A 24,545-nucleotide genomic window follows, 5' to 3' on the forward strand; every position below is an offset into this window, starting at 1 on the left:
CCACAAGGAGTCTGGCGAGGTGCCGGTAACCGTGGCCCAGCCAACCGGCTTTGGTATGGTGAGTCGGGTGGCCCTGACGGCCAGCGTCAGCAACCTGAAGGCGGGGCAGACAACGGTCCTGAAGGTCACGGTGGAGGATGGCTATGCAAACCGGGTCACCGGACTAAGCAGCGATGATATTACCATCACGGGCGCGCTGGAGGGGCAGAGCTTATCTGAACTTTCCTGGAGGGCGGCGGCGGATGAGGCCGGCGTCTACATCGCAACTGAGCTGACCATGACGGTCGTGGGGGAACATCCGCTGAAGGCAACGGTGAATGAGGTGGACTCTCCCGCGCTGCGCGTGGAGGTTGGCAACCCCGCAGGAGCGGGCAGCGTTGAGACGTTAACCCTGTCAGCATCACCGGCGACCCTCTTGCAGGACGGAAGCACGGTGCTGAGTATTGTCGCAACGGATCGGTACGGTAACCGGGTCACGGAGCTGACGGATGATGAGATCGCCATATCGAGCAATATCCCAGGCCTGGCGACCGACGGGCTGCGCTGGACTGAGGGGGGCGGGGCGAACACAGGTGAATATACCGCATCCGAGCTGACGATGACCGTACCGGGAAAACATCGCCTGACGGCGACGGTCGGCCAGAAGGAGGCGACGAAGGAGGTAACGGTATTGGCGGTATTAAACGTCAGCGGCACCGTGCTGAGTATTGAGGATGATGCGCCGATCCCGAACGCCACGGTAACCCTGAATACCGATGCGGGGGAAACTCTTGCTTCGGCGGTATCGGGCAGCGACGGGCGGTTCACTATCCGCATTGCCGAAGGGCAGTACGTGCTCAAGTCAAAAGCGAATGGTTACCTTGCTACCCGACAGTCGACGTCGGATCCGGTGAACGACGCCAGGGTTGTGTATATGGCTCCCGGTATATACGGCGGTCGAGTAATCTCGATCCGCGCCACCGGGCCCCACTCCCTAAAAGAGAATGGCGATCCAATTATGGACTACGGCATTAGTATGCGAAGAACGACCGATAACAATTATATTGATGCGCCCAGCCCCGATACGGCTGCCTCCGGGGGAGGGGGTTATCTTGAGATGATAAGCGGCTCGCTGGCCTCTACAGGGATGACACGCGCCGAGATAATGAACCAGAATGGGCAGAGCGGTGAGTGGCGGTATTCGATACGGGGAATTGCCAGAGCATTAGGTAAAGAGGTTAGCGTCGTTGCCTATATCATCAATCCCAACGGCGGGGGCGAAGTGCGCCGGTTCAACGTAAACCTGAATTGTCAGGGATACAAAAGGGTGCTGTCTATCGTCAGAACCTCAGCGACGGAACCCGCCGTGGTAACCAATATTACCGAGTCAGGCTGCTCGGGCCGCTAACGGTGCGGGCCGTTCTCCCCGACGGGCGCTTGCCGCCGGGGGGACAACCATTACCGGGATCGCTGTTCCGTAACGGAATGTGCCGCGCTTTCCAGGAGGGCGACACTTTCGGGCAGCGCCGCAGAGGCGGAAAAGGGCGTTCCCCAGAGCAACGCGAACGACAACGCGGGGGTTAAACGTCGCTAACGGGGAGTCCGGTCGATCTGTATCCGACGGTTTTAAGTTCGCCATCGCCATTGGGGCTATCAAAACCGGGCACCGACAGGTGGCGACGAGGAATTAAACGCTAAAAGGCGGCGAAAACTATCGCCGCCTTTTTTATCACTCAATAGCTGCGCCGAACATCGCGGCACCTGCCGTTTAATGACCTGGAGTATAGGTTGTTCCTGAATCGTGGCGATCATATTCCGAACGGCGTTGACTGAGCATCCCGCGACGGCTTTCATTATGGCCCGGCTCCGAACATCAGTTGGAAAAGGCGGGATAATCACTCTGTCATTCTTCACGTTGAGGTCTTAAAAATTGCCATAACACAAATAAAATTCCATGGGATGAATCACTTAGTAGAGCAATAGGGCGGTTTAGTATGGCGAAAAAAGGTGAATGGCGTCATCGCTAACTGCCGTATGAAGGAAAGGGGGCGACTCAACGGCAGGGCGGTCCGGGCGCTGTAGAGCGCTAAAATATCGGCGTTTGCGCCTGTTGTTGGCGTAGCTGAAATCTTTCGGAGGCGGCGCAGGGCACCGTGCGGCGCAGAATAAGCCATTCCGCCGGGCGATGTCGGATAGCGGCTGCGCCTTAGCCGACAAACTACACGCTATTTCTTCAGCCCGGCGAACGCCGCCCGGATCGCCTCCTCCGGCAGTTGAATGCCGATAAATACCAGCGTGCTGTGCGGCGTCTCGTCGCCCCAGGGGCGGTCCCAGTCGGCGCTGTAGAGGCGCTGCACGCCCTGAAACAGCAGGCGATTCGGCTCGCCGTCGATCCACAGCATTCCCTTGTAGCGCAGCAGCCTGTCGGCGAATTCCAGCAGCAGGTTCTCCATCACCCGCGACACCTCGTCAATCGCCACCGGATAGTCCAGCTCCACCACGATGGAGGCGATATCGTTCTGCCCGTCGGCGATAAAGCGGAAGCGCGGTCCGGCGTTGACCACGCTCTCTTCCAGCATAAAGCCGTTGGTGTTAAACAGCAGGGCGAGATCGATATCGCCGTGGGTGACGGTGTACACCGGGGCGCGGGCGTTGATGCGCGCCAGCCGCGCGCGCAGCGGCTGGCTCTCGCCGGCGACATCGGTTTTGGTCAGCAGGATACGATCGGCATAGCCGACCTGCGACTGGGCAAGAGTGAACTGGTTCATCTGCGCGTCGGCGTGCACCGCGTCAACCAGCGCGATCACGCCGTCCAGCAGATAGCGTTCGCACAGCGTCTCGTGAGAGAAAAAGGTCTGAATAATCGGGCCGGGATCGGCCATGCCGGTGCACTCGATCACCAGGCGGTCAAAGTCGATAGCCCCCTTGTCGAGGCCGTCGAGCAGATCCAGCAGCGCGTTCTCCAGCTCGTTTGAGCGGCTGCAGCAGATACAGCCGTTGGTCAGGGTTTTTATCTGGGTCGCGCGATCGCCAATTAATTGATCGTCAACGGCCGCTTCGCCGAACTCATTTTCGATAACGGCAATTTTGTAGCCGTGCTCTGCGTTAAGCATATGGCGCAGCAGGGTGGTTTTGCCCGCGCCCAGAAAACCGGTAATCAGGGTGACTGCAATCGGGGTCATCAGCATCTCCATTAACAGCAGCGTATGCCGCCTTTACCGTCGCCGCCGTAGCGCGCCTGCTGGCGCTCGCGGAAGAACTCTTCGTAGGTCATGTACGGCTGGTCCGGATGGTTGGTCTGCATATGCTCGACGTAGTTGTCGTAGTCCGGAATGCCGATCAGCATCTTTGCCGCCTGGCCAAGGTATTTTTTTGCCTGCCCTAAGTTACCAAACATACTCTTATCCCGGTATCACCGTCGTTTTTCAGGCCGCTGACTGCGGAAATTCGCGTACAGCCTGAAATTGCTCAGGAGGACGAATAAAACCGGAGGGCGACTGACGCCCGATCCGGCCTGCGTTAAACCTCGTTTACGGAGGCCGGGCAGGCGTTGCTCCCCGGCCATCCGCTTTTAGTGGTGTGAAGCGGTCTTCACGCCGCCTTCCGGCACCGGAACGTACGGCGTCTCTTTATCGGTGCGGCCGCTGGCGGCGCGCGCTTTCTGCCAGGTGCGGAAGCCATAGAAAATGATGCTGTATACCACCACCAGGAACAGAATGCTCAGGCCGGCGTTGGTGTAGTTGTTCACCACGATATGGTTCATGTTAGCAATCTGCTGGGCGGTCAGCTCGCCGCCGTTGGCCACCTTCTCTTTATACAGGTTGGCCATATAGAAGAAACCTTCCATCTGCGGATTGGCGCTGAACAGCTTCAGGCCCAGCGCCCAGGTGGTGCAGATCAGCAGCCATACCGCCGGGATCACGGTCACCCAGATGTATTTGGTGCGCTGCATTTTAATCAGCACCACGGTGCCGAGCACCAGCGCCACGGCGGCCAGCATCTGGTTGGAGATGCCGAACAGCGGCCACAGGCTCTTCACCCCGCCCAGCGGATCGACCACACCCTGATACAGCAGGTAGCCCCACAGGCCGACGCAGCCCGCGGTGCCGACGATCCCGGCGGCCAGCGAGTCGGTTTTCTTGAGGAACGGCACGAAGTTGCCCAGCAGATCCTGCAGCATAAAGCGGCCGGAACGGGTGCCGGCGTCCAGCGCGGTCAGGATGAACAGCGCTTCAAACAGGATGCCGAAGTGATACCAGAAGCCCATATCCGCCATTGGCAGCACCTTGTGGAACACGTGGGCGATCCCCACCGCCAGCGTCGGCGCGCCGCCGGCGCGGTTCAGGACGGACGGCTCGCCAATGTCCTTCGCGGTTTGCAGGATCTGCTCCGGAGAAATAACAAAGCCCCAGGAGCTGACGGTAGCCGCCGCGTGGGCGGTGACCTCTTTTAGCTGCGCCATAATCAGCGGGGCGTTCTCGCCGCCCATCTCATGCAGATTCGGCATGGTGATACCGAGACCCGCCGGCGGAGTGTTCATCGCAAAGTAGAGGCCCGGCTCAATAATCGACGCCGCCACCAGCGCCATAATTGCCACGAAGGACTCCATCAGCATGGCACCATAGCCGATAAAGCGGGCGTCGGTTTCGCAGGCCAGCAGCTTCGGTGTGGTGCCGGAGGCGATCAGCGCGTGGAAGCCGGAGACCGCGCCGCAGGCGATGGTAATAAACAGGAACGGGAACAGGGCACCTTTCCACAGCGGGCCGGTGCCGTCGACGTACTGGGTTAACGCCGGCATTTTCAGCTCAGGGTTGAGAATGACGATCCCCAGCGCCAGGCCGACGATAACGCCAATCTTCAGGAAGGTTGCCAGGTAATCGCGCGGCGCGAGGATCAGCCAGACCGGCAGCAGCGCAGAGATAAAGGCATAGCCAATCAGCGCGAAGGTGATGGTGGTATCTTTAAAGGTCAGGGCCGGACCCCAGTATGGGTCATGCGCAATCACGCCGCCAAAATAGATAGACGCCACCAGCAGCACGATGCCGATGACCGACACTTCCCCTACGCGGCCGGGGCGGATAAAGCGCATGTAGATCCCCATAAACAGGGCGATCGGCACCGTCGAACAGACCGTAAAGACTCCCCAGGGGCTTTCGGCCAGCGCTTTCACCACGATCAGCGCCAGCACGGCGAGGATAATGATCATGATTAAGAAGCAGCCGAACAGGGCGATAGTGCCGGGCACCGGCCCCATCTCCTCTTTGATCATCTCGCCGAGAGACGCGCCGTTACGGCGGGAAGAGATAAACAGCACCATAAAGTCCTGCACCGCACCGGCCAGCACCACCCCCGCCAGCAGCCACAGGGTGCCCGGCAGATAGCCCATCTGCGCGGCCAGCACCGGGCCGACCAGCGGACCGGCACCGGCGATGGCGGCGAAGTGGTGGCCAAACAGCACGTAGCGGTTGGTTGGCACATAGTTCAGGCCGTCGTTATTGATAACCGCCGGCGTGGCGCGCGTCGGATCAAGCTTCATCACCTTCTGGGCGATGTAGAGACTGTAGTAGCGGTAAGCCACCAGATAAACAGAAACGGAAGCGACCACGATCCACAGGGCGCTGACGTGTTCACCCCGGCGCAGGGCCACCACCGAGAGGCAGAAGGCCCCGACGATCCCAAGGATCGCCCAGGGGATGTGTTTGAGTAACTTTTTCGTATCCATAATAGAGCCTGGTTGTTGGTTTACTTATCAGCCGGAGCTGGCCCGATATCTTGCGCCCTGCAGTGTCCCTTAATGGCCCGTGGCGTTGAGGCTGAATCAGAAAAGCATTATCAGGGCGCGTGACCGGCCTGGAGGGACAGAGCGACGGCGATGTTGGAAGCGATCGTGCCAGAGTTACAGGCATGTAAAGAAAGTAAATCAGCAAGCGGTTATATGTTCGCGTAAGCGGTCAGTAGCGTCGATAAGCGGTTAAATACGGGGCCGGATGGTAATTTTATGTGATTGAGATCACGGATAAAAGTGACTTAACCGGGCGGAGACCGCGGATTTTACTCAAATTTGTAACGTTATAAGTATAAAGTTTTTCTATTTTTGGTCGACAAATATAACATCAGTCAATCGGAAATAAGAAAACATGTTAAAAAATATAAAGATTGTTACCAGCCTGGTGCTGGTGCTGGCGCTGTTTGGCCTTTTACAGTTGACCTCGGGCGGTCTGTTCTTCAGTGCGCTGAAAGGAGATAAGGAAAACTTCTCACGTTTACAAACCATTCGTCAGCAGCAGTCCACGCTGGGCAGCAGCTGGGTTTCGCTGCTGCAGACACGTAACACCATTAACCGTGCCGGCATCCGCTATACCATGGATCAGACCAATACCGGCACCGGCGCTACCCTCGCTGAACTGATGAAGAGAGCGCAGGATACATTGAACGAGGCGGAAAGTAGCTGGAAACAATATGAATCGCTGCCGCACGATCCGGGCCAGAGCGAGGCGGTATTACGCGATCTTAAAAGCCATTACGAGAACTATCACCGGGCCCTGACGGTGCTGCTTCAGCTGCTGGAAGCGGGTAAGATAGCTGAATTCTTCGAACAGCCGACCCAGGACTATCAGGACAACTTTGAAAAGCACTACGGCATTTATCAGCAGGAGATCGCTCGCCTGTATAACGGCGTGGTGGAGGCCAACGACGAGGCCTACAGCCATGCCCTGTGGGTGGTCATCGGCGTGGTGGTCGCGGTGCTGGTGGTAATGTGCGCGGTCTGGGCGGGCATCAAAATGACGCTGATTGCGCCGATGCATCGTCTGGTTGAGAGCATTCGCCATATCGCCAGCGGCGATCTGGTCAGGCCGATTGATGTGGATGGCTCCAATGAAATCGGCCAGCTGGCACAAAGCCTGCGCTATATGCAGGGCGAGCTGGTACGCACCGTCGGCGACGTGCGTAACGGGGCGAATGCGATTTACAGCGGTGCCAGCGAAATCGCGATGGGCAATAACGATCTCTCCTCCCGCACCGAGCAGCAGGCCGCTTCGCTGGAAGAGACCGCCGCCAGCATGGAACAGCTGACCGCCACCGTGAAGCAGAACGCCGAGAACGCGCGTCAGGCCAGCCAGCTGGCGCTGAGCGCCTCAGAGACCGCAGAAAAGGGCGGTGAAGTGGTGGACAACGTGGTGCTTACCATGCGTGAGATCGCCTCCAGTTCGCAGAAAATTGCCGATATTATCAGCGTGATTGACGGTATTGCCTTCCAGACCAATATCCTGGCGCTTAACGCGGCGGTTGAAGCGGCGCGGGCCGGCGAGCAGGGCCGGGGCTTTGCGGTGGTAGCCGGTGAAGTGCGTACGCTGGCAAGCCGCAGCGCCCAGGCGGCGCGCGAGATCAAGAGCCTGATCGAAGACTCGGTGAGCCGGGTGGATGCTGGCTCCTCGCTGGTTGAAAGCGCGGGTAACACCATGGGTGAGATCGTTAACGCGGTCACCCGCGTGACCGATATTATGGGCGAAATCGCCTCCGCTTCCGACGAGCAGAGCCGCGGCATCGATCAGGTGGGCCTGGCCGTCGCCGAGATGGATCGCGTCACCCAGCAGAACGCCTCGCTGGTGGAGGAGTCCGCCGCCGCCGCCGCCGCGCTGGAAGAGCAGGCCAGCCGCCTGACCCAGGCCGTCGCCGTGTTCCGCATTCAGCAGGAGCAGCAGCGCGCCAGGGAAAGCGTGGCCGTGAAGGCCGCCAGCGTCCCGGTGAAGCCGCGCAAGGTTGCGGAAGCCAGTACCGGCGATAACTGGGAAACGTTTTAACCCTCCGGGCGGCGGCCGCGTGGACCGACAGGTCGCCGCCGTCGCTCAGCTTAGGCTGTGTCCCGTAACCGTTCGTGAGCGTCGCTGGCGGTCATTCAGGTCCGGGGCAAGGCGCGAGCCGTAATATTTGGTTATTCCAGATGCACGGCGAGTAACGCGGCAGCGGGGCTGAATGGCCCCAGCCCTGCGGGACGCGAGCCAGAAGCGCGTACTCTGTGTTGTCGGGCTTGAACGTAGTTCACTACGTCCTGCGCCCTCCGCCTTGATTACGCACTTGTGGCTCAGCGTCGACGCCACGCCCGGTTACGGGACACAGCCTAACTTCAGGCCCATGGCACAGCGTGATATATACGCCAGGCCATGGGCCGCTTCTTCTTCTCTTTTCCGGCGCGCGGCTCAGCTCTCCGTGCTGGTGATTTTTATTTCCACCATTCCGATACCGAGCCTGCGGGGCGAATGGCCAAGAATATTCCCCTCGTTGGTGGCTTGTGGCGCGGGCGGGGCGATGGTCAGCGTGCTGGCGGCCGCGGGGTTATCAAAATGCAGCGTGGTGGTGGTGACGTCATGGCCCAGCACCAGCGTCTGCTCGACGTCGCCGACGCGCACCGGAATGGGTTGATTGGCGTTGTTGCCGTAGGCCTTCGCGACGATCGTCAAATCAAACGACTTCGGCAGCGGCTGCCGGTATTCGATTTTCACCTTATCGCCGAGCCGGGCGTTGGACCAGCGGCCCCAGGATTCCGGGCGTGAGATGCCGCTGAACTGCTTCACCTCTTCCGGCGCGCCCGCCACGTTAAAAATAAAGCGGTCGGCCCTGTAGCGAATGTCGTTGTCTGCGATCTTCAGCATGGCGACGTTGGCCTGATAACGCGCCGTGTCGATGACCGTCTCCTTAATGCGGGTCTGGCCCTGCCACCGGGCCTTGTCGACGTGCTGAACGCGCTGCTCCCCGCCCAGCTGCCCCTCGGAAACGCACCAGTCGGTAGAGAGCGCCAGCTCTGTCGCCCACAGCTGCGCCATTTTGTAGCAGCGATCCACCCAGACGAAGTTATCGCGCGGGGCGAAATCCGCCAGCTGGAAGCGCAGCGGAGCCGAGTATTCGCTCTCCGGCAGCGGCTCGACGCGCTGCGCCGATACCCGCAGCAGCAGCGGCAGACGGAAGCGGCTGCCGGAGAAGGCGATAGTGTTTTTCTCCGCGTCGACGGTAAATGTGCCGATCTCTTTGGGGAAGTTCCACAGACGGATGACGTCCGGCTTCCACGCCAGCACCTTCTCCTTCAGGTTAAGAAACACCTGCGACAGGGATTCGCCGGAGAGGCTGCTGCGCCCGAGGCCGAGAAAGTTATCGCCGCCGAGAATGTCCAGCACCGTGGCCCCGTTGTCCATGGTGTTGCGCTTCACCGCCAGCGTCTCCCGGCCGGGCCGATCGCCGCGCAGAATAAAGAACAGGTTGTTGCGCTCCTGCTGGTTGAGATAGCTCCACGCGGTGTTGTTCATCGCCAGATGATCGGAAGAGACCACGATAACGGTATCCTTAAACCAGGGCGACGCTTTGATCTTATTGATAAAGGCGGCGATATGCTGCTGGCTACAGCTGACGGCGCTAAACGAGCGGTTGGGTTTGCCGTCAATGTCGTAGCGCTGGCGGCTGCAGGTGCGGGAGATAAAGCCGTCCGGGTGGTGGGTGTCCACCGTCAGGGTAAACAGCGAAAAGCGCTGGCCGGAGCGGGAGAGGGTTTCAAACTTCTCCCACGCCTGATCCAGCACCGTGTCGTCGTAAAAGCCCCAGTCGTTGCGGTAGTCGGGATCGTCCACCACCTTTTTCAACTCTTCCGCGCCGTACAGATGATCGAAGCCGTGGGACTTCAGGAACACGTCCTTCCCGGCAAAGCGCAGGTTCGCCCCCTGCACAAAGTAGTTCTGATAGCCGGAGTTTTTCAGGATGTCGCCCAGGCAGACGGTCTGCGGAAAAAAGCTGGAAACCGAGGCCGAGGCGTTGCCCTCGAACGGCGCGAACAGCGGAATGCCGCACTGGGAGGCGACCATCCCGGCGATGGTGTAGTCGGTGCCCGGCAGCTGCATGGTGTGGCTGAAGTCCAGCCCTTCGTCCTTCAGCGCGCCCAGTTCCGGGGTCAGATCCGGAAAAGCGTCATTATTAAAATAGGTGCGCTCCAGGCTTTCGCCGTAGATATAGACCAGGTTGAGCTTCGGCGCGGGTAGGGTTTTTGACGGCGCTTTATACCAGGCCGAAAAATCGGGATCGCCGTCGCGCGACTGCGACCTGACCAGCTCGGCTATCTGACGAAACGCCGGGCTGGCATCCACCGACGCCAGCGCCAGCAGCAGGGCCAGCAGGCTATAGCCGAAGTGGTGGGGATGATGCCGGCGGCGGCGCAGCACCCAGCCCAGAGCGGCGAAAACGGCGGTGAGCGTCAGCACAATGCCGATGCCCGGCAGGATGTATTTGCTGACTCCCGCGCCGGTCAGACTGTTGGTCAGCGTATAGAGCACCGCATCGTTAATGCCGTCGCCGGTAAAGTAGTCGCTGGCGTAGAGTGTAAGGTTTAACACGACAAAAAGCCCCAGCGCCGCCAGGGTGGCGGCGAACCACCAGGCGTTGCGACCCGCCTTCCATGCGTAAATCAGCACGGAAGCAAGAAACAGGGCGTAGGAGAGCAGTTCAGACAACGGTCAGTCCTCAATATCCCGGCCCGGAGACCGGCAGGCTATCTTTTTTAGGGGGTACAATGTAAATGCGATGACATCTTGCTGCAATTATGCGGCTGTTAAAACGAATCGTGATTCAGAATTAGTTTAGAAATGGACTTTTTTGATCGCTGTCACTTCCCCTCCCTCGCCGGAGAGTGAGGAATAAAAAACGGGAAAAAAGGGCTTAACGCCGCGTTTATCGGAAAAGGGATAAAAACGCGGCTTTTTATCAGGAGATAAATTTCATGCCCTGCTTAAGCACCAGATCGCAGGCTTTGGTTTTAACTTTCTCCGCCAGCGGCGTGTTGCCGATGTTGTTCAGATTCAGCTGCTGGCCGTCCTGGGTTTTCAGCAGGCCCTGCAGCCCGTCCAGAAAGCTGGCGTCCTGCTGCTGTTCGGTGGTATCCAGTCCCAGCTTGTTCAGCACCTGGTTCTTCACCTTTTCTGCATCGGTCACGGAGGCCAGCTTCTGCTTCGCACAGTACTGCAGAATGCCGGCGGCGTTATTCATATTATCGGCGCTCAGCGCCTGGCCGCCGCCGTTGAGCAGGCCGGTGAGCGAGGAGAGCGACAGACCGCTCTGGGGTGAACCGGCGTTCTGCCTGCTCAGTTCGCTGGCCGCGCCGGAGAGGGTCTCCTGCCAGGAGGCGGCGACGGCAACGGTGGCCGTCAGCGCGCTGGCGACAACCGCGCAGCGCAGAAGGCGTTGTATTCTGTTCATAGTTAAAGTCCGTAATGGTGCCCGGCTGGCACAGTAGCGGAGTTTAGCCATTTACCCTGAATAATTCGAGCCGCATGACAGCGCCCGGCCGGGAACCGCCGGACGATGCGAGGCTTATGGCTGAACCCGGTGGTCATGTTGCCAACGCACGCGCCGCCCAAAGTATGATGGGGGTAAATGAAATCAAAACCGACAAAAAGGGGCTAAGCTTTTAAGCAGAGATGCCCGGCGGACAGACCATTCAGGGCAGCGTGAACGTTATTTGAAAGATGGGTTTTTGGCTAAAGCATTGAGATTAAACAATAATTATCACCGCGCTTGTCTGTTAATGAGATTTATTATCATTTTCTCTTTACAGGCATACTTTAAAGTTGCATTATAAATGCAACTTAAACAGTGGAGGCACTTATGAGTCATCAAAGAATTCCGGCACACTGGACAATTAAACGCTCAACGCCCTTTTTCACCAAAGAGACGGTGCCTGCGGCGCTGTTAACCCACCACAATACCGCAGAAGGCATTTTCGGCCAGCTGTGCGTGATGGAAGGGACCGTGACCTACTACGGGTTTGCTAACGCTGAGGCGACAGAACCCGAAGTTAAAGTCGTTATCGAGGCAGGAAGTTTTGCCACCAGCCCTCCGCAGTACTGGCACAGAATTGAGCTTACCGACGACGCCCGTTTCAATATCAATTTCTGGGCGGACGCCACCCACACGGGTGACAAGCTCTACAACAGCAGCAAAGAGTAATCATCCCGTCCTCTCAGGTCAGGCGGTGTCCCTTAACCGTTGGTGAGCGCTGCTGCCACGCCCGGTTCAGGGAGCCTGGCCAGGGGGTTTCGTTAACTATCAAGTAATGACGATAATGCTGACTCAGAACCGTACAACCCAGGTCGATTATGGCGAGCAGGAGGTCACAGGCCATGCCCTGCTGAGCCTGGGCGACTACCAGAGCGCTCTGGCTGGCGAAACGGCCGCTCCCTCACCGGTGAACCGCGTCGATATTTTGCGCTCTTTTTTCAGACTCTTTTGTAAATAGTTCGGGTTCCATAAAAACGGCAAGCGGGCGCACATGCAGCTTGAAGTATGGCAAGTAGAAGGATTGCTGATGCGAATTATCGCTATTGAGGCCAATATTGCGGCCGGAAAAACAACGTTAATTGAGCCGCTGGCAAAAAAACTTGCAGAAACAACGGGCGTTTGCTGGAACGTCATTAAAGAACCGGTGGATGAAGATCCTGTTTTTCTTAATCTGCTGCAGCTTTTTGTGGATAATCCCCATGACGCCGATGCGCGGGTCGCCTTTCAGCTCTATATTACCCAGAGTCGGCAGAAGCTGTTGCAAAATATTCCTGACGGTAATTATATTATTGAGCGATCGCTATTTAGCGATATTGTATTCTGTCATGTTAATTTCCTGATGACCGAACAGCCGTCGGCTAAATATATGTCTTACTATTATAAAATAAAGGCGTTTCTGAAATCTTATCCGCAAATCGATCTGGTGGTGTACCTGAACCGGGATGCCGAGTCCTGCTTCCGGTCGTGCCAGATGCGCGGCCGGCCGGGCGAGAGTAAATATACCCTGGACTATTTCAGAGATATTAAGTCGTTTCACGAGGCCTGCCTGCCCCAGATTGTGCGGCAGTACAACTCCAGGCTGCTGGAGCACGCCACCGGATCGAACTACGCCGACCCTGCGGCATTAGCCAGCGACATTGCGGGGGCGATCAACGGGATTCGCTAAAGATCCCCTCGCGGCTTATTAAGCCATCTTCTTCCAGATGCTTTAAGGCTTGAGAAAGCATTTTTTGTGACAGCGCCTGATGCTTTCGCAGAAGCAGGTTGAAGCGGCAGGGGGCCGCAAAGAGATCCGCCAGCAGCATCAAAAACCACTTATTTGATAGTCTGTCCAAAAGAATCGATCGGCTTTATCCGGACTATCCGGTACGCATCTGTCCGGAGTATGGCGCGCGTATTCTGAAGGATCGCTACGTCTGGCCCGGCGACTGGCCGCTGTCGCTGCGTAATGCGTCGCCAGGATTCTGAATTTTATCCCCGCCTGCCGACGGGCAGGCGGGACACAGCCTAATACTCTTTGCCGGTGACCCGGCTGCGATAGCTTTCCCAGTTGAAAATCACCCACAGGCTATTGCCCAGCCGCATCCGATCCATAACCCGCTCCCCCAGCAGTTTGTTCATCTCTTCCATATTGCTGTTGGTCAGCATACCGGTTGGTCGTTTGGAAGAGGAGCGGCGATCGACGATCTGGTTGATAATCACCTTTTCATAGCGTGATTCGGTCTGCACGCCGATTTCGTCAATCACCAGCAGATCGACGTTGCTCAGATCGTTGAGCAGTTGCTCTTCGCTGGTTTCGCGATTGCTGAAGGTGTCCTTCATCGCCGACATGATGTCGGCAACGGTAATGATCAGCACCGACCTGCCGCGCAGCAGCAGTTCGTTGCAGATGGCCGCCGCAAGATGATTTTTACCGGTGCCGGGTCTGCCGGAAAAGATAAAGCTGGCGATGTTGCCGTCAAACTCCTCAACGTACTGCCTGGCCTTGCTCAGGGCGTTCATCTGGCCTTCGCACTCAACGCGATAGTTCTCAAACGAGCAGTTCTGATGCAGCGGGCGAATGCCGGAGCGGTTAAAGGTGCGCTGCATCTTCATCGCCCGGTTCTCCCGCGCCAGCGCGGCGGCGTGAATTTCCCCCTGCTGCTTCTGCCAGGCCAGCAGCTCTTCGCCCGTTTTAAATGCCGGTTCGATATGCGGCGGCATCATTTTTTGCAGACGTTTCATCAGGTCGCCAACGTTTTTCATCGCAATGCCCCCTGAAGACCTTGCCCTGGGGGGCGATGAGGAAAGGGGATGCCAGCTGCTCTTTTGTTGATCACTACCAATACCTCTCACATTTTCCGCGTATTTTGCGAGGCCATAAAACGCGCCCGGCAATACAAATTTTGCCCGACGCTCGCTCGGGCTGCGCCTTTAGCCTGACGCCCGGCTTGTCTGCCTATCCTCTGAAGCCGGGCGGAATATGATTGTCGGGTTCGCTGACGGCGTTGACGTCTCGCTTTGGCAGGCCGCCGTTGCCGGCGCGGCCGAACTGTACGCTGCGCGCCAGCTTTTGCTGCCACTGCACGTGATTAAAGATTTTCCCCTCGGCCTGCCACCAGGCGATGAACGCGGCCAGCTCTTCGGCGGTAACCGGCTCTTTTAGCGCTATGCCCCACAGGGCCGCCTGACGCTGGAAGTCGTCGTCCGGTCGCCAGCCGGGGTACATGGCGAATTTCCCCGGCGGCACGGGGAGCGGCTCGGCGTCGGGCATCTCTTCATACAGTCCGGCGTCCAGAGCGACGTCGCAGCCGGGACGGGCCAGCGTCTCCTCAAGCGCCAGCAGCTGCGCCATGCGCGCGGGCGTAACGGCGTAAAAGGCCGGGGCGTTGTTGGCGAAAACCGCCACCACGCCGGCGGCTGACTTTTCCAGCACCGTATGATGATCGTGTAACAGGGCGTCAATACCGATGACGTCCGGGGTTAAAATTCTGCAAGACATAGCGTTTCTCAATACCGACTACTACCGGGAGGGACTCTTTTTTTATAGTAACACACAGACCTCACAGATCGGCAGGGCGGAGCCTGCCGGGTGGGTCAAACGCGCGGTCGCTTGCGGTACAGCCACAGCCCTGGCACCGACAGGCCGATCGAGAGCGCGCCGACAATCGACGAGGCCTTGAGAAAGTTGGTCAATAGCGCGATCATCAGCGGCTCGCTGTAGCCGAAGTGACTGATTTTTACCGCAGAAATCATCGCGGTATAGGCGGAAATACCGGGAAACATCGGGATCACCGCGGCCACGGTAAATACTTTCGGGTGCGCCAGATACCAGCGCGACCACTGAATGCCGATGCAGCCGACCAGCAGCGAGGCCATAAAGGTCGACCACTCAATATTAAGCCCGACGCTCATCATTACCGTGCGCGAACCGTGGCCCAGCGCGCCGAGCAGGGCGCACCAGGGCAGCGCCCGCTGCGGCACGTTGAACACCATCGCAAACCCGACCGCCGGGATAGCGGACAGCACCATGTCCTGTATCAGCGCCAGAATAAAATCGATTACACCCATCCGCGCAGCCCCCACAGGGAGGATGCCATCACCACCCCCACGCAGGTCGCCAGGGTCAGCAGGCTGGCAATTGCCCAGCGCGCCAGGCCGGTGTTGATATGGCCTTTAAACATATCGGCCACGGCGTTAATCAGCGGAAAGCCGGGCACCAGCAGCAGCACGCTGGCGGCCATCGCCACCGACGACGTCTGGCTGAAGGCCGGTAACTGCAGCCAGAGACCGGAGAGGGTGGTGGCCACAAACGCGGTAATACAGAAGTTGAGCTGCGGATGTAAATGGATGCCCGCCAGCATCTGGCGGATATACATCGCCACCATGCTGGCGAAAAAGGTGATTAGCGCGCCGTCCCAGCCGCCGTTGTTAAGCCGGCAAAAGCAGGCGCAGGAGAGGCCCACCATCAGCGAGACCAGCCAGCGCGGGTAGCGCAGCGGCCTGAGCTGGTTAAAGCGCTTTTCGACACCTTTCGGGTCCAGCAGCCTGTGCTCCACCAGAATCACAATGTGCTGCACCTCGGTGACGACGTGCATGTTGATTCCCCGATCCTGATTCTTGCGGGTGGAGGTCAGGCACTGTCCATCCTTAATGGTGGTCAGGACGATGGCGTTAGGGGAGATAGCGCTCTCCACGCTGTCCATTCCCAGCGCCCGCCCGAGGCGGGCGGGAAGCTCCTCAACCAGCGCGCTTTCCGCACCGTGCTGTAAAAGAAAAAGGCCGCACTGAATACACAGCCGGGTAACCGTTCGCTGTAACGACTGTTCTGCTTGCATGGCTCGCTCTGAGGAAAAAGAGGTGTTGCGTTGCTGCCGAAAGCGTCTTTGTAACATGAAGCGCGCGTTTTCTGGCTCCTGCTGAGATCAATCTTTGGGTGAAAAAAGAGGCGGCCGGCGAGGGGGAAAACATGCGCTGCGCCACACTTTTGCCAAATCGGTGAAAAGTGCAAATTTTCTGTGCATTCTGACCTTCTTTTTCCCCTTCAGGTTATCAAAAATGCACATTGAAACTTTAAATAAACAAGATTTATACAAATAATTAACCAGGCGTGCGGGAGAGGCGATGAAAACTCAGGTTGCGATTATTGGTGCCGGGCCTTCCGGCCTGCTGTTAGGCCAGCTGCTGCATAAGGCGGGGATCCGCACGCTGATTATTGAACGCCAGACGCCGGAGTATGTGCTGGGGCGGATCCGCGCCGGTATTCTGGAGAGCGGAACCGTGGAGCTGCTGCGCGAGGCCGGCGTGGCCGGGCGGATGGAGCAAGAGGGGCTGGTGCACCATGGCGTGGAGTTTATTTTCGACGGCCAGCGAATTCCCGTACCGCTGAGCGAGCTAACCGGCGGCAAAAGCGTGATGGTCTATGGGCAGACCGAGGTGACCCGCGACCTGATGCAGGCGCGCGACGAATGCGGCGCGCCGATAATCTACGGGGTAAGCCAGGTGCAGATTAACGATGCGAAAAGCGATCGGCCATCGGTGGAGTTCGAAAAGGAGGGCGAGCGCTGCCGCATTGAGTGCGACTTTATCGCCGGCTGCGACGGCTTTCACGGGATTTCGCGAAAGAGTATTCCCCGGGAGGTACTGCGCGAATATGAGAGCGTCTGGCCCTTTGGCTGGCTGGGGCTGTTGGCCGATACGCCCCCCGTGAACCCGGAGCTGATCTACGCCCATCACGAGCGCGGATTTGTGCTGTGTAGTCAGCGTTCACTTACTCGTAGCCGCTATTATCTGCAGGTGCCGCTCAGCGATCGGATCGAGGCCTGGAGCGACGATCGCTTCTGGGATGAGCTGAAACGGCGGCTACCGTCAGATCTTGCCGGCAGGTTAGTGACCGGTCACTCACTGGAGAAAAGCATTGCTCCCCTGCGCAGCTATGTGGTGGAGCCGATGCAGTACGGCAGGCTGTTTCTGGTCGGTGACGCCGCGCACATCGTGCCGCCGACCGGGGCTAAGGGGCTGAATCTGGCGGCCTCTGACGTGAACTATCTGTGGCGCATCCTGAGCGCCTACTACCGGCAGGGGCGCAGCGACCTGCTGGCGAGCTACTCGCATCTGGCCCTTAACCGCGTCTGGAAAGGCGAGCGTTTCAGCTGGTTTATGACCCATCTGCTGCATGACTTTCAGGAAAAAAGCGCGTTCGACCGCAAGATGCAGGAGGCCGACCGCCGCTACTACCTGGGATCTGAAGCCGGTCTGACGACCATCGCCGAAAACTACGTGGGGCTGCCCTTCGAGAACGTGGGGTAAATTTGAGGAGAGATGATGCAAACTGCTGAAGCCATTCCCGTTTTTCAGCTCTATGGTGAACAAAAGGGATGGCCCACCCCCGAGCTGCTGCACTGTGAGTCGATTCATCAGCGCAGCAGCCTGTATCAATGGCATATCCGGATGCACCAGCATGCCGAGCTGGCACAGCTTCTTTATCTGCAGCGGGGCCAGGCCGAAATTGAAATTGAAGGGCAGAAGCGGCTGGTGCGCGACGCCTGTATCCAGATCGTGCCCGCACTGTGCGTTCATGGTTTTCGCTTTTCGCCGGGTGCGCAGGGCTACGTGCTCTCACTGGCGCTGCCGCTGATCCATCGTCTGGAGGCGCAGTTTCCGCAGCCGCTTGCGCTGCTCAACGCGCCGCGCTGCGTTCCGGCGGCGGACTCCCGCCTGCATATCTCGACGCTGTTTTCCACGCTGCAGAAAGAGTACCAGGCGGATAATGAGGCGCGAGAGATGATGCTGTTTTCGCTGTTAAGCGCGCTGCTGGTCTGGCTGCGCAGGCAAAGCCCCCAGAGCGCACCCCCTAAGGACGCCACCGAGCGCCGGCGCAGCGTTATGCGCCTGTTCGCCAGGCAGATCGAGAGCCACTATCGCGAACATTTGCCGCTTTCCGAATATGCCCGGCGGGTGGGCCTTTCCGTGAATTATCTGAATCAACTGTGTCGGGAGTTTTATAATTGTAGCGCATTAATTATGCTGCATCAGCGGATAATGTTAGAGGCAAAGCGGAGCCTGCAATATACCGGAATGACTATTGGCCAGCTGTCGGATTATTTGGGTTTTAGCGATGTAACTTATTTCTCACGCTTTTTCAAAAAACATGCTCAGATGTCGCCAACGGCTTTTCGCGAAACCGTTAAAAAAGTTAATTGACTAAGAATAACCAAAAAATATATTAAGATATCTTAATTTACCGCATTTTTGTCATGAAAGCGCATTGACAACGCCAGCTTGCGTTATATTATGCGAAGTGTTAGATAATCAGTTTTGCGCTGACAAATAATTAACCCATGGATAGAATTCATTGGATCTATTATTCCCTTGTCGTTATTTTGTTAATTGTATGTATTAGTTAGCAGGCTAAGGAATAGTGTGGTTGGTGAATATGGAGGATGGTATGTTGCCAGGACGCTACAAGAAAGGAATCATCATCAGTAAGATACCCCTTATTCAGGCAGGATTAAAAGGGGTGATGTCATCTCATTTCCCCAATTATGATTTAAAAATTTGTCACTCGGTAGAAGAACTCACTTTACTGCAGCTGCGCTGTGCCAATGTGGTTATTGCCGACATTACCGGCGATCAGGAGCGCCCGCGCGCGCTTTGCGAACAATATGATAACTTAATTTCACAATACCGTGATATTCACTGGGTATTTATCGTCTCCCGTTCTTATTATCCTCAGGCGGTTGAACAGCTGAAAACGGTCGGTTGCACTCTGCTTTCTGATGCTGAACCGATTGAAAAACTGGTCGATATACTGCATTCTGGTAATAATGGCTCTGCGCCAGGTGATAATTCCCCGCTGTCGCCAGGGGATTCCGGGGCGGCGAACGTTGACAACCGGTCGATTATTTTGACTATTTCGGAACGTAAGGTTCTGCGGCTGTTAGGTAAAGGTTGGGGAATAAATCAGATTGCGATGTTACTTAAGAAAAGCAATAAAACTATCAGTGCCCAAAAAAACAGTGCAATGCGTCGTTTGTCCATCCACAGCAACGCGGAGATGTATGCCTGGATTAACAGTTCTCAAGGAGCAAGAGAATTGAATTTGCCTTCAGTTTATGGAGATGCCACGGAATGGAAAAAAGAGCCACCAAGAGAAATGTCGCACTCGTAGAGAAGTGTGTGATGAGCAGTATCGGGATCCAGTGTTTATTCAACGCTATGCCCGACTGCCGCTTCAGGCTGCACATCTTTTCATCGGAAAACGCTTTGCAAAAGGCGCTATCGAAGACATCGTTTTCGGCCGTTATATTCTCACTCTCAGCCATCAGAAAGGATCGTCGTCAGGGGCTGGCATACCTGACAGCGCTGGAGGAGAACTTTCCTCGTCTGCGCCGCGTGGTTATCGCTGATGATGACGCGGAAGCCCATCTGATTGCCTCGCTGTCGCCATCGCCCTTTGACGGCGTGGTGAGCAAGTCCTCTCCGCTGACCCTCCTTCTGGAGGGGCTTTTTTCCGCGCTGAACGGCAACCGGCGAGGCAGAGAAAATGCCAGCAATCTCTGGTATCACAACCAGAGCCGTACGCTGAGCCCAACCGAGCGCGAAATTTTACGCTTTATGACTCACGGCTACTCCATGCCGGAAATCGCCGTTCAGCTGGAGCGGAACGTCAAAACGATTCGGGCGCACAAGTTTAACGTGATGTCCAAGCTGGGGGTCAACTCCGACGCCGGTTTGCTTAATGCGGCGGATATTCTGCTGCTGGCCCGCGAGTCCGGCAGCGGGCAGCAGTCAGCAGCATAGCTGCCCGGGCCGGGCACGCTCCGGTCACTGACAGACATCCACCCAGGTGGCGGCGGTAAGTTCAGCCATGCGTTCCGGGGCGATACGCAGCGCGCTGTGGGTCGCGCCTGCCGCAGGCAGCACCTCGGCGTAGCGTTTCAGGGAGATATCGCAGTAAACCGGCAGCGGCTGTTCCAGGCCAAAAGGACACACCCCACCCACCGGATGGCCGGTCGCGTTTACCACCTCGTCACTGCTTAACATTCGCACCTTTGCGCCAAAAGCTGTTTTCAGCTTTCCGTTATCCAGACGGGCGTCGCCTTTGGCGACCACCAGGATAACGCTGTCCTTTACCTTGAGCGAAAGCGTTTTGGCAATTTGCCCCGGTTCTACGTTGTGGGCTTTCGCCGCCTGCGCCACCGTTGCCGTGCTCTCATTTAACTCAATGATTTCGATATCGGGGGCATTCTCGGCCAGAAACTGCCGTACAGATTGCAGACTCATTAATTTCTCCTGACGCCATAAACACAGCCTGCCGTTGGGCAGAAAAGCTGCGGGGCGTAATTTGTCACAGGCCGCGCGTCGCTGTAAATATTTCCGGCCGGTTTTCTTATTTACGAAAAGCGTGGCGGGTCCTGGCGCAGGGCTTCAGCGCCAGGACCCGCCCGTCCGCAGGCGGCGCACGGCGGTATATACCCTAAATAATTCGAGTTGCATGACAAAACGCAGCGCGTTTTGAACAGCCCCTGGGCTGGCCCCGAAGGGGTGAGGCCCTCAGGCCGAATCACGCGGCAAGCGAGCGACAAATTCGTCAGGAACGAATTTGAACGGCCACAGGCCGCCTTCGGTGAGGGACAGGGATGTCCCTCATTTATCCCCGGGAGCATAGCGAACTATGTAACCGGGGTGAGAGAGCGCAGCCAACGCACATGCAGCTTGAAGTATGACGGGTATAAATGTGCGCAGGGAGAGCGGCCGGAGGCGAAGGCTAATGTTGAAACAGGGAGGGCGGGCCGCTTATTTCAGGGTGCAGTCGCCGCAGCGCTGGACGCCGGGCAGGCGGTAGCGCTGGCAGCAGGTCCGGCGTCCTGGCAGGCCGTCCCGCAGGATAACGGTGCGCCACAGCGGGTTATCCACGCCGCCGGGGAACCGTTTTTCATCGAAGCAGGCGTGGCGCAGGGCGTTCAGCAACGGCTCGCCCAGCAGCGGCTTCATCTCGTTCAGATACCAGTTGATCAGATAGCCGGTGTTGCTCCAGATAAGCCTGCCGTTAATCTCCCCGCTGGCCTCCAGCGCCTGAACAACCGGCATCAGTGCCCGGAGAGTCAGGGTTTCCATACGCTGCTGCGGTGAATGGGCGGCGGCCTCGCGATCTTCACGTACGTCGAGCCAGAAGCGGGCGGCGCGGCCGGTTTCGTGAAACTCGACGTGCATATGCTCAGGCGCAACGTCAATGGCGGTTTTGTGGGTAAGCAGGGCCAGCATCAGCGGCGGCACCATCAGGCCGATATACCACTGCGCCCAGAGGGAGAGCAGCGGCTTGCTTTCACGCGCCAGCTCTGGCCGGGCGTGATAAATATGGCTGGACCAGGCCGCCAGCAGCGCGCTGAGCGCCTCCGGCCTGCGCCACTGCGCCAGGGTCATGGCGTGCTGCGGCGCTGGCTCATCAAGGCGGATAAACTCAAGCAGATGCTCGCGGTTACGGGCGAGGGTTGCGCGCACGCTCTCTGCCAGCGAAGGCGCTTCTGACTGGAGCTGCTTTCGCCAGACAATGTTTTCAACGACGGGGGCAAAACGGTATGGCATAGCCTGGGTGATAATCTAAATGATAATAATTGCCAATACTGACAAAAGGTAAAACCGATGGCAAGCGCTTTATGCTTATTGGGCGGCAGGTTCCTGGTCCGTTTGCGGATCCTCGCTGAAAGGCGTGTGGTTGCGCCCCAGATGCCTGGCCTGACAGAGCGCCCTGTCTGCCCTGGCGATAGCTTCGGCCACGTCCTGGCGAGTTCACGGCGAGATGCTGATTACCCGTCTCATCCATGAGACTCGCCCTGACGGGCCGGCGCTGCGCGGCGTTCAAATCGGCTCCCGACGGGTTTGTCACGCACCCCGGTGGGGGATACATCAGGAGCCGAAGGCGGTCCGGGCCGTTTACATTTGTTACTGATAAATTTATCGCTCGCCTGCTGCATGTTTCGGCCACAGGGGGGCATCCCTTAGGGCTGTTAAACACGCGCTGCGTTTTGTCCCGCAACCCGAATTATTTAGGAATGGCGGAGAAATTTCTGTTGCTGACAAATGGATGAACCCGTCATATGATATTGGTTATCATTATCAGTTGCGAGGGGGTAAAACTATGTTGCAACGTGCGCTGGGGAGCGGGTGGGGAGTGCTGCTGCCGGGGATGTTTATCGTCGGGCTGGCGTGGGTCGGGTTGTCGCCGAACGCCTGGAAGGCGTTGATTATATCGGGATTATTGATGACTCTGCTGTTGCTGTCCCATAAAAATCTGCGCCATTTTGTCCTGTTGCCGTCGTTCGTCGCGCTGGTAAGCGGAGTCATGCTGATAGCAATGAGCGGGCATCAGGGATGAGTCAATCGGGAGGAAAAGCGGGAGAGAAAATAAGATATCTGGTGCGAGGGGGGGGACTTGAACCCCCACGTCCGTAAGGACACTAACACCTGAAGCTAGCGCGTCTACCAATTCCGCCACCTTCGCACAGTCATCTTACTTATTTTGATATCGCCTCGTTGGTGCGAGGGGGGGGACTTGAACCCCCACGTCCGTAAGAACACTAACACCTGAAGCTAGCGCGTCTACCAATTCCGCCACCTTCGCCCAGTGCGAGCAATATCAACGTGGTTTTTGGTGCGAGGGGGGGGACTTGAACCCCCACGTCCGTAAGGACACTAACACCTGAAGCTAGCGCGTCTACCAATTCCGCCACCTTCGCATACCGTCGATTCTTAAAAAGAATCACCACCACGGAGGCGCATTCTAGTGATTTTCAGATTTTCGTCAACAGTTAATTGCCCAGGATAACGCGATTGCTGCAAAAACGGCCGCCTGCGCGGGCCGATTTTGCCGACGGTGGGCGCGCTACGCTTTCTTCGCGCGGTGCGTCATCACCGTGCGATAGACCCTGAAGCGCCCGGTCTGGGCGAGCGTCTCATGGAAGCCGAAAGCCTCGTCCAGCGCCTGCGGCCAGGGCAGAAAGGCGTTGGCGACAATGCGCAGTTCGCCGCCGATGTTCAGATGGCGAACGGCCCCGCGAATCAGCGCCTGGGTGGCGTCAAAGCTGGTCTGCAGCCCGTCGTGGAACGGCGGGTTGGAGATGATGAGATCAAAACGCCCTTTCACCTCCGAGAAGACGTTGCTGGCAAAAACCTCGCCCTCAATGCCGTTGGCGGCGAGAGTGGCGCGGCTGGCCTCAACCGCCGCGGCGCTGACGTCGCACAGCGTCAGGCGCACCTTCGGTGAATGGTGCGCGAGGGCGGCGGAGAGCACGCCCGCCCCGCAGCCCATGTCCAGCACCTTGCCTTTGGTGTGCGGCGTGAGGGTGGTAAGCAGCAGCCGGCTGCCCGCGTCAAGACCGTCGCGGCTGAATACCCCCGGCAGGGTTTTGATGGCCAGCCCGTCCACGCTGTACGCATCCCAGTAGGCGTCGACGGCAAAGGTCGGTCGCTTTTCCAGACGACCGTGATAGAGGCCGCAGCGGCGCGCGCTGTCGACCTTGCTCAGCGGCGCGTAGTCCATCAGCATCTGTTCGGCGCTGCGTACGCCGCTGCGGTTCTCACCCACGATGAAGATGTCGCAGCCGACCGGCAGCAGGGACAGAATGTTCATCAGCTGGAACTGGGCCTCCGGCTTGTTCTTCGGCCAGTAGTAGATCAGCGTATCGCTGTCGGCGACGTCGTCGGCCTGGGCCGCCAGCCCAAAGCGTGCGCGATCGTCCATCCGCTGGCTCAGGGCCTGCCAGTGGTGAAACTGCTGCGTATGCACGCGGGCGGCGGCGCTGTTGAAGCGCGCGGGCAGATCGTCCTGCAGATCGCCGGCAAACAGAATACGGCTTTGTGCGAAATCATCGCTGTGGCGCAGCAAGACTTCACTTGCCGGGGTAAAAGCGGACATGAACGGCTCCTTAATTTTTGCAGGCTGCGATTATACCCTAAATAATTCGAGGTGCGTGAAGGCGGCGACGCAGCGAATCCCCGGGAGCTTACTGGAGTAAGTGACTGGGGTGAGCGAGGACAAATCAGCTAAGCTGATTTGAACGCCGCTGGCGGCGGCCCTTCAGGGTGAGGCCCCAGGGCCGAATAAAGCCAATGCACATGCAACTTGAAGTATGACGGGTATACACACACAAAATCCTGTCGGCTGTATCGGCGGGATAAACCGACGGGCCTGTGCCGCCGAGTTACGGACGCCGCAGGGAGAGGTGCCGATCACCGAATCCCTGAACAGCACCCAGGCCGGCCGCCTGCCGTGG

The 24,545-nt window shown here is 57.9% G+C and carries 24 protein-coding genes and 3 tRNA genes; 11 read left to right on the forward strand and 16 right to left on the reverse strand.

Annotation, left to right across the window (positions count from 1 at the left end; all coding sequences use genetic code 11):
* A partial coding sequence (locus GJV78_RS01635; protein WP_155106682.1) for a carboxypeptidase-like regulatory domain-containing protein occupies positions 1 to 1,387 on the forward strand: 1,387 nt, incomplete at its 5' end.
* An 817-nt stretch (positions 1,388 to 2,204) separates the two neighbouring features.
* Here the strand turns inward: GJV78_RS01635 and yjiA are convergent.
* The 3 genes from yjiA to btsT all read right to left on the reverse strand — a co-directional run bounded on the left by yjiA (position 2,205) and on the right by btsT (position 5,701).
* Positions 2,205 to 3,161 (reverse strand): GTPase, encoded by a 957-nt coding sequence (yjiA, locus tag GJV78_RS01640; RefSeq protein ID WP_155106683.1) that lies wholly within the window; start codon positions 3,159 to 3,161, stop codon positions 2,205 to 2,207.
* Between the two features lie 11 nt (positions 3,162 to 3,172).
* Positions 3,173 to 3,376 (reverse strand): YbdD/YjiX family protein, encoded by a 204-nt coding sequence (locus GJV78_RS01645; protein ID WP_155106684.1) that lies wholly within the window; start codon positions 3,374 to 3,376, stop codon positions 3,173 to 3,175.
* Positions 3,377 to 3,550: 174 nt separating this feature from the next.
* Positions 3,551 to 5,701 (reverse strand): pyruvate/proton symporter BtsT, encoded by a 2,151-nt coding sequence (btsT, locus tag GJV78_RS01650; RefSeq protein ID WP_155106685.1) that lies wholly within the window; start codon positions 5,699 to 5,701, stop codon positions 3,551 to 3,553.
* A gap of 415 nt (positions 5,702 to 6,116) precedes the next feature.
* On the opposite strand from btsT, the gene tsr reads away from it, so the two are divergent.
* The gene (gene tsr / locus GJV78_RS01655) at positions 6,117 to 7,781 is read left to right on the forward strand and encodes a methyl-accepting chemotaxis protein (RefSeq protein WP_155106686.1); all 1,665 of its coding nucleotides are present in this window, start codon (positions 6,117 to 6,119) and stop codon (positions 7,779 to 7,781) included.
* A 396-nt stretch (positions 7,782 to 8,177) separates the two neighbouring features.
* On the opposite strand, the gene opgB is transcribed toward tsr, so the two are convergent.
* Together opgB and GJV78_RS01665 are read right to left on the reverse strand one after the other, a co-directional pair.
* The gene (gene opgB / locus GJV78_RS01660) at positions 8,178 to 10,469 is read right to left on the reverse strand and encodes a phosphatidylglycerol--membrane-oligosaccharide glycerophosphotransferase (RefSeq protein ID WP_155106687.1); all 2,292 of its coding nucleotides are present in this window, start codon (positions 10,467 to 10,469) and stop codon (positions 8,178 to 8,180) included.
* A 250-nt stretch (positions 10,470 to 10,719) separates the two neighbouring features.
* Positions 10,720 to 11,211 (reverse strand): DUF2501 domain-containing protein, encoded by a 492-nt coding sequence (locus GJV78_RS01665; RefSeq protein ID WP_155106688.1) that lies wholly within the window; start codon positions 11,209 to 11,211, stop codon positions 10,720 to 10,722.
* A 408-nt stretch (positions 11,212 to 11,619) separates the two neighbouring features.
* Between GJV78_RS01665 and GJV78_RS01670 the strand changes: the two genes are divergently transcribed.
* From GJV78_RS01670 to GJV78_RS01680, 3 genes are all read left to right on the forward strand, one after another.
* A complete protein-coding gene (locus GJV78_RS01670) occupies positions 11,620 to 11,961 on the forward strand; it encodes a DUF1971 domain-containing protein (RefSeq protein ID WP_155106689.1) in 342 nt (113 codons plus the stop codon).
* Positions 11,962 to 12,076: 115 nt separating this feature from the next.
* Entirely contained in the window at positions 12,077 to 12,250 is a 174-nt protein-coding gene (locus GJV78_RS01675; protein WP_155106690.1) for a hypothetical protein, read from the forward strand.
* A gap of 69 nt (positions 12,251 to 12,319) precedes the next feature.
* Positions 12,320 to 12,958 carry a deoxynucleoside kinase gene (locus tag GJV78_RS01680; RefSeq protein WP_155106691.1) on the forward strand — a complete coding sequence of 213 codons (639 nt, stop codon included), beginning with the start codon at positions 12,320 to 12,322 and terminating at the stop codon, positions 12,956 to 12,958.
* Here the strand turns inward: GJV78_RS01680 and GJV78_RS24090 are convergent.
* A complete protein-coding gene (locus GJV78_RS24090) occupies positions 12,942 to 13,097 on the reverse strand; it encodes a winged helix-turn-helix transcriptional regulator (protein WP_155106692.1) in 156 nt (51 codons plus the stop codon). The genes GJV78_RS01680 and GJV78_RS24090 overlap by 17 nt on opposite strands.
* On the opposite strand from GJV78_RS24090, the gene GJV78_RS23270 reads away from it, so the two are divergent.
* Positions 13,057 to 13,260, forward strand: a complete 204-nt coding sequence (locus GJV78_RS23270; RefSeq protein WP_209439226.1) for a hypothetical protein — start codon at positions 13,057 to 13,059, stop codon at positions 13,258 to 13,260. The genes GJV78_RS24090 and GJV78_RS23270 overlap by 41 nt on opposite strands.
* A 39-nt stretch (positions 13,261 to 13,299) precedes the next feature.
* Here GJV78_RS23270 and dnaC read toward each other — a convergent pair whose 3' ends face one another.
* The 4 genes from dnaC to GJV78_RS01710 all read right to left on the reverse strand — a co-directional run bounded on the left by dnaC (position 13,300) and on the right by GJV78_RS01710 (position 16,109).
* Complete coding sequence (gene dnaC, locus GJV78_RS01695) at positions 13,300 to 14,037, reverse strand: DNA replication protein DnaC (protein ID WP_155106693.1); 738 nt, start codon at positions 14,035 to 14,037, stop codon at positions 13,300 to 13,302.
* 193 nt (positions 14,038 to 14,230) lie between these two features.
* The gene (gene dnaT / locus GJV78_RS01700; RefSeq protein WP_155106694.1) at positions 14,231 to 14,773 is read right to left on the reverse strand and encodes a primosomal protein DnaT; all 543 of its coding nucleotides are present in this window, start codon (positions 14,771 to 14,773) and stop codon (positions 14,231 to 14,233) included.
* Positions 14,774 to 14,868: 95 nt separating this feature from the next.
* On the reverse strand, positions 14,869 to 15,342 hold the full coding sequence (locus tag GJV78_RS01705; RefSeq protein WP_155106695.1) for a threonine/serine exporter: 474 nt from the start codon (positions 15,340 to 15,342) through the stop codon (positions 14,869 to 14,871).
* Positions 15,333 to 16,109 carry a threonine/serine exporter family protein gene (locus tag GJV78_RS01710; protein WP_155106696.1) on the reverse strand — a complete coding sequence of 259 codons (777 nt, stop codon included), beginning with the start codon at positions 16,107 to 16,109 and terminating at the stop codon, positions 15,333 to 15,335. The genes GJV78_RS01705 and GJV78_RS01710 overlap by 10 nt, the downstream gene beginning before the upstream one ends.
* Positions 16,110 to 16,395: 286 nt before the next feature.
* On the opposite strand from GJV78_RS01710, the gene pobA reads away from it, so the two are divergent.
* From pobA to bglJ, 4 genes are all read left to right on the forward strand, one after another.
* Positions 16,396 to 17,580 (forward strand): 4-hydroxybenzoate 3-monooxygenase, encoded by a 1,185-nt coding sequence (pobA, locus tag GJV78_RS01715; RefSeq protein ID WP_155106697.1) that lies wholly within the window; start codon positions 16,396 to 16,398, stop codon positions 17,578 to 17,580.
* Positions 17,581 to 17,595: 15 nt separating this feature from the next.
* The gene (locus GJV78_RS01720; protein WP_155106892.1) at positions 17,596 to 18,474 is read left to right on the forward strand and encodes a helix-turn-helix domain-containing protein; all 879 of its coding nucleotides are present in this window, start codon (positions 17,596 to 17,598) and stop codon (positions 18,472 to 18,474) included.
* Between the two features lie 244 nt (positions 18,475 to 18,718).
* Positions 18,719 to 19,441: a LuxR C-terminal-related transcriptional regulator gene (locus GJV78_RS01725; protein ID WP_155106698.1), complete on the forward strand. Its 723-nt coding sequence runs from the start codon at positions 18,719 to 18,721 to the stop codon at positions 19,439 to 19,441.
* Positions 19,402 to 20,073 carry a DNA-binding transcriptional activator BglJ gene (gene bglJ / locus GJV78_RS01730; protein ID WP_155106699.1) on the forward strand — a complete coding sequence of 224 codons (672 nt, stop codon included), beginning with the start codon at positions 19,402 to 19,404 and terminating at the stop codon, positions 20,071 to 20,073. The genes GJV78_RS01725 and bglJ overlap by 40 nt, the downstream gene beginning before the upstream one ends.
* A gap of 24 nt (positions 20,074 to 20,097) precedes the next feature.
* On the opposite strand, the gene GJV78_RS01735 is transcribed toward bglJ, so the two are convergent.
* Both GJV78_RS01735 and fhuF read right to left on the reverse strand, forming a co-directional pair.
* Positions 20,098 to 20,556 carry a YbaK/EbsC family protein gene (locus tag GJV78_RS01735; protein WP_155106700.1) on the reverse strand — a complete coding sequence of 153 codons (459 nt, stop codon included), beginning with the start codon at positions 20,554 to 20,556 and terminating at the stop codon, positions 20,098 to 20,100.
* A 513-nt stretch (positions 20,557 to 21,069) separates the two neighbouring features.
* Positions 21,070 to 21,858: a siderophore-iron reductase FhuF gene (gene fhuF, locus GJV78_RS01740; RefSeq protein ID WP_155106701.1), complete on the reverse strand. Its 789-nt coding sequence runs from the start codon at positions 21,856 to 21,858 to the stop codon at positions 21,070 to 21,072.
* A gap of 553 nt (positions 21,859 to 22,411) precedes the next feature.
* Between fhuF and GJV78_RS01745 the strand changes: the two genes are divergently transcribed.
* Positions 22,412 to 22,648 (forward strand): DUF1435 domain-containing protein, encoded by a 237-nt coding sequence (locus GJV78_RS01745; RefSeq protein WP_155106702.1) that lies wholly within the window; start codon positions 22,412 to 22,414, stop codon positions 22,646 to 22,648.
* Positions 22,649 to 22,687: 39 nt separating this feature from the next.
* Here GJV78_RS01745 and GJV78_RS01750 read toward each other — a convergent pair.
* The 4 genes from GJV78_RS01750 to rsmC form a co-directional block, all read right to left on the reverse strand.
* Positions 22,688 to 22,774, reverse strand: a tRNA-Leu gene (locus GJV78_RS01750).
* Between the two features lie 33 nt (positions 22,775 to 22,807).
* Positions 22,808 to 22,894: transfer RNA gene (locus tag GJV78_RS01755), tRNA-Leu, on the reverse strand.
* Positions 22,895 to 22,922: 28 nt separating this feature from the next.
* A tRNA-Leu gene (locus GJV78_RS01760) sits at positions 22,923 to 23,009 on the reverse strand.
* Positions 23,010 to 23,155: 146 nt separating this feature from the next.
* Positions 23,156 to 24,187, reverse strand: coding sequence for a 16S rRNA (guanine(1207)-N(2))-methyltransferase RsmC (gene rsmC, locus GJV78_RS01765; RefSeq protein WP_155106703.1), 1,032 nt, complete (start codon positions 24,185 to 24,187; stop codon positions 23,156 to 23,158).
* Positions 24,188 to 24,545: the final 358 nt, after the last annotated feature.

The organism is Intestinirhabdus alba (assembly GCF_009711095.1).
Lineage (GTDB): Bacteria > Pseudomonadota > Gammaproteobacteria > Enterobacterales > Enterobacteriaceae > Intestinirhabdus > Intestinirhabdus alba.

Bases quoted from the DNA above. Each gene is read 5' to 3' on its own strand.
- btsT (WP_155106685.1), bottom strand. From the start codon at position 5,701: ATGGATACGAAAAAGTTACTCAAACACATCCCCTGGGCGATCCTTGGG.
- GJV78_RS01705 (WP_155106695.1), bottom strand. From the start codon at position 15,342: ATGGGTGTAATCGATTTTATTCTGGCGCTGATACAGGACATGGTGCTG.
- GJV78_RS01735 (WP_155106700.1), bottom strand. From the start codon at position 20,556: ATGAGTCTGCAATCTGTACGGCAGTTTCTGGCCGAGAATGCCCCCGAT.
- GJV78_RS01745 (WP_155106702.1), top strand. From the start codon at position 22,412: ATGTTGCAACGTGCGCTGGGGAGCGGGTGGGGAGTGCTGCTGCCGGGG.
- GJV78_RS01720 (WP_155106892.1), top strand. From the start codon at position 17,596: ATGCAAACTGCTGAAGCCATTCCCGTTTTTCAGCTCTATGGTGAACAA.
- GJV78_RS01710 (WP_155106696.1), bottom strand. From the start codon at position 16,109: ATGCAAGCAGAACAGTCGTTACAGCGAACGGTTACCCGGCTGTGTATT.
- GJV78_RS01645 (WP_155106684.1), bottom strand. From the start codon at position 3,376: ATGTTTGGTAACTTAGGGCAGGCAAAAAAATACCTTGGCCAGGCGGCA.
- GJV78_RS01725 (WP_155106698.1), top strand. From the start codon at position 18,719: ATGTTGCCAGGACGCTACAAGAAAGGAATCATCATCAGTAAGATACCC.
- GJV78_RS01665 (WP_155106688.1), bottom strand. From the start codon at position 11,211: ATGAACAGAATACAACGCCTTCTGCGCTGCGCGGTTGTCGCCAGCGCG.
- pobA (WP_155106697.1), top strand. From the start codon at position 16,396: ATGAAAACTCAGGTTGCGATTATTGGTGCCGGGCCTTCCGGCCTGCTG.
- GJV78_RS01670 (WP_155106689.1), top strand. From the start codon at position 11,620: ATGAGTCATCAAAGAATTCCGGCACACTGGACAATTAAACGCTCAACG.
- bglJ (WP_155106699.1), top strand. From the start codon at position 19,402: ATGGAAAAAAGAGCCACCAAGAGAAATGTCGCACTCGTAGAGAAGTGT.
- tsr (WP_155106686.1), top strand. From the start codon at position 6,117: ATGTTAAAAAATATAAAGATTGTTACCAGCCTGGTGCTGGTGCTGGCG.
- dnaC (WP_155106693.1), bottom strand. From the start codon at position 14,037: ATGAAAAACGTTGGCGACCTGATGAAACGTCTGCAAAAAATGATGCCG.
- dnaT (WP_155106694.1), bottom strand. From the start codon at position 14,773: ATGTCTTGCAGAATTTTAACCCCGGACGTCATCGGTATTGACGCCCTG.
- GJV78_RS01680 (WP_155106691.1), top strand. From the start codon at position 12,320: ATGCGAATTATCGCTATTGAGGCCAATATTGCGGCCGGAAAAACAACG.
- yjiA (WP_155106683.1), bottom strand. From the start codon at position 3,161: ATGACCCCGATTGCAGTCACCCTGATTACCGGTTTTCTGGGCGCGGGC.
- GJV78_RS01675 (WP_155106690.1), top strand. From the start codon at position 12,077: ATGCTGACTCAGAACCGTACAACCCAGGTCGATTATGGCGAGCAGGAG.
- rsmC (WP_155106703.1), bottom strand. From the start codon at position 24,187: ATGTCCGCTTTTACCCCGGCAAGTGAAGTCTTGCTGCGCCACAGCGAT.
- GJV78_RS24090 (WP_155106692.1), bottom strand. From the start codon at position 13,097: ATGCTGCTGGCGGATCTCTTTGCGGCCCCCTGCCGCTTCAACCTGCTT.
- fhuF (WP_155106701.1), bottom strand. From the start codon at position 21,858: ATGCCATACCGTTTTGCCCCCGTCGTTGAAAACATTGTCTGGCGAAAG.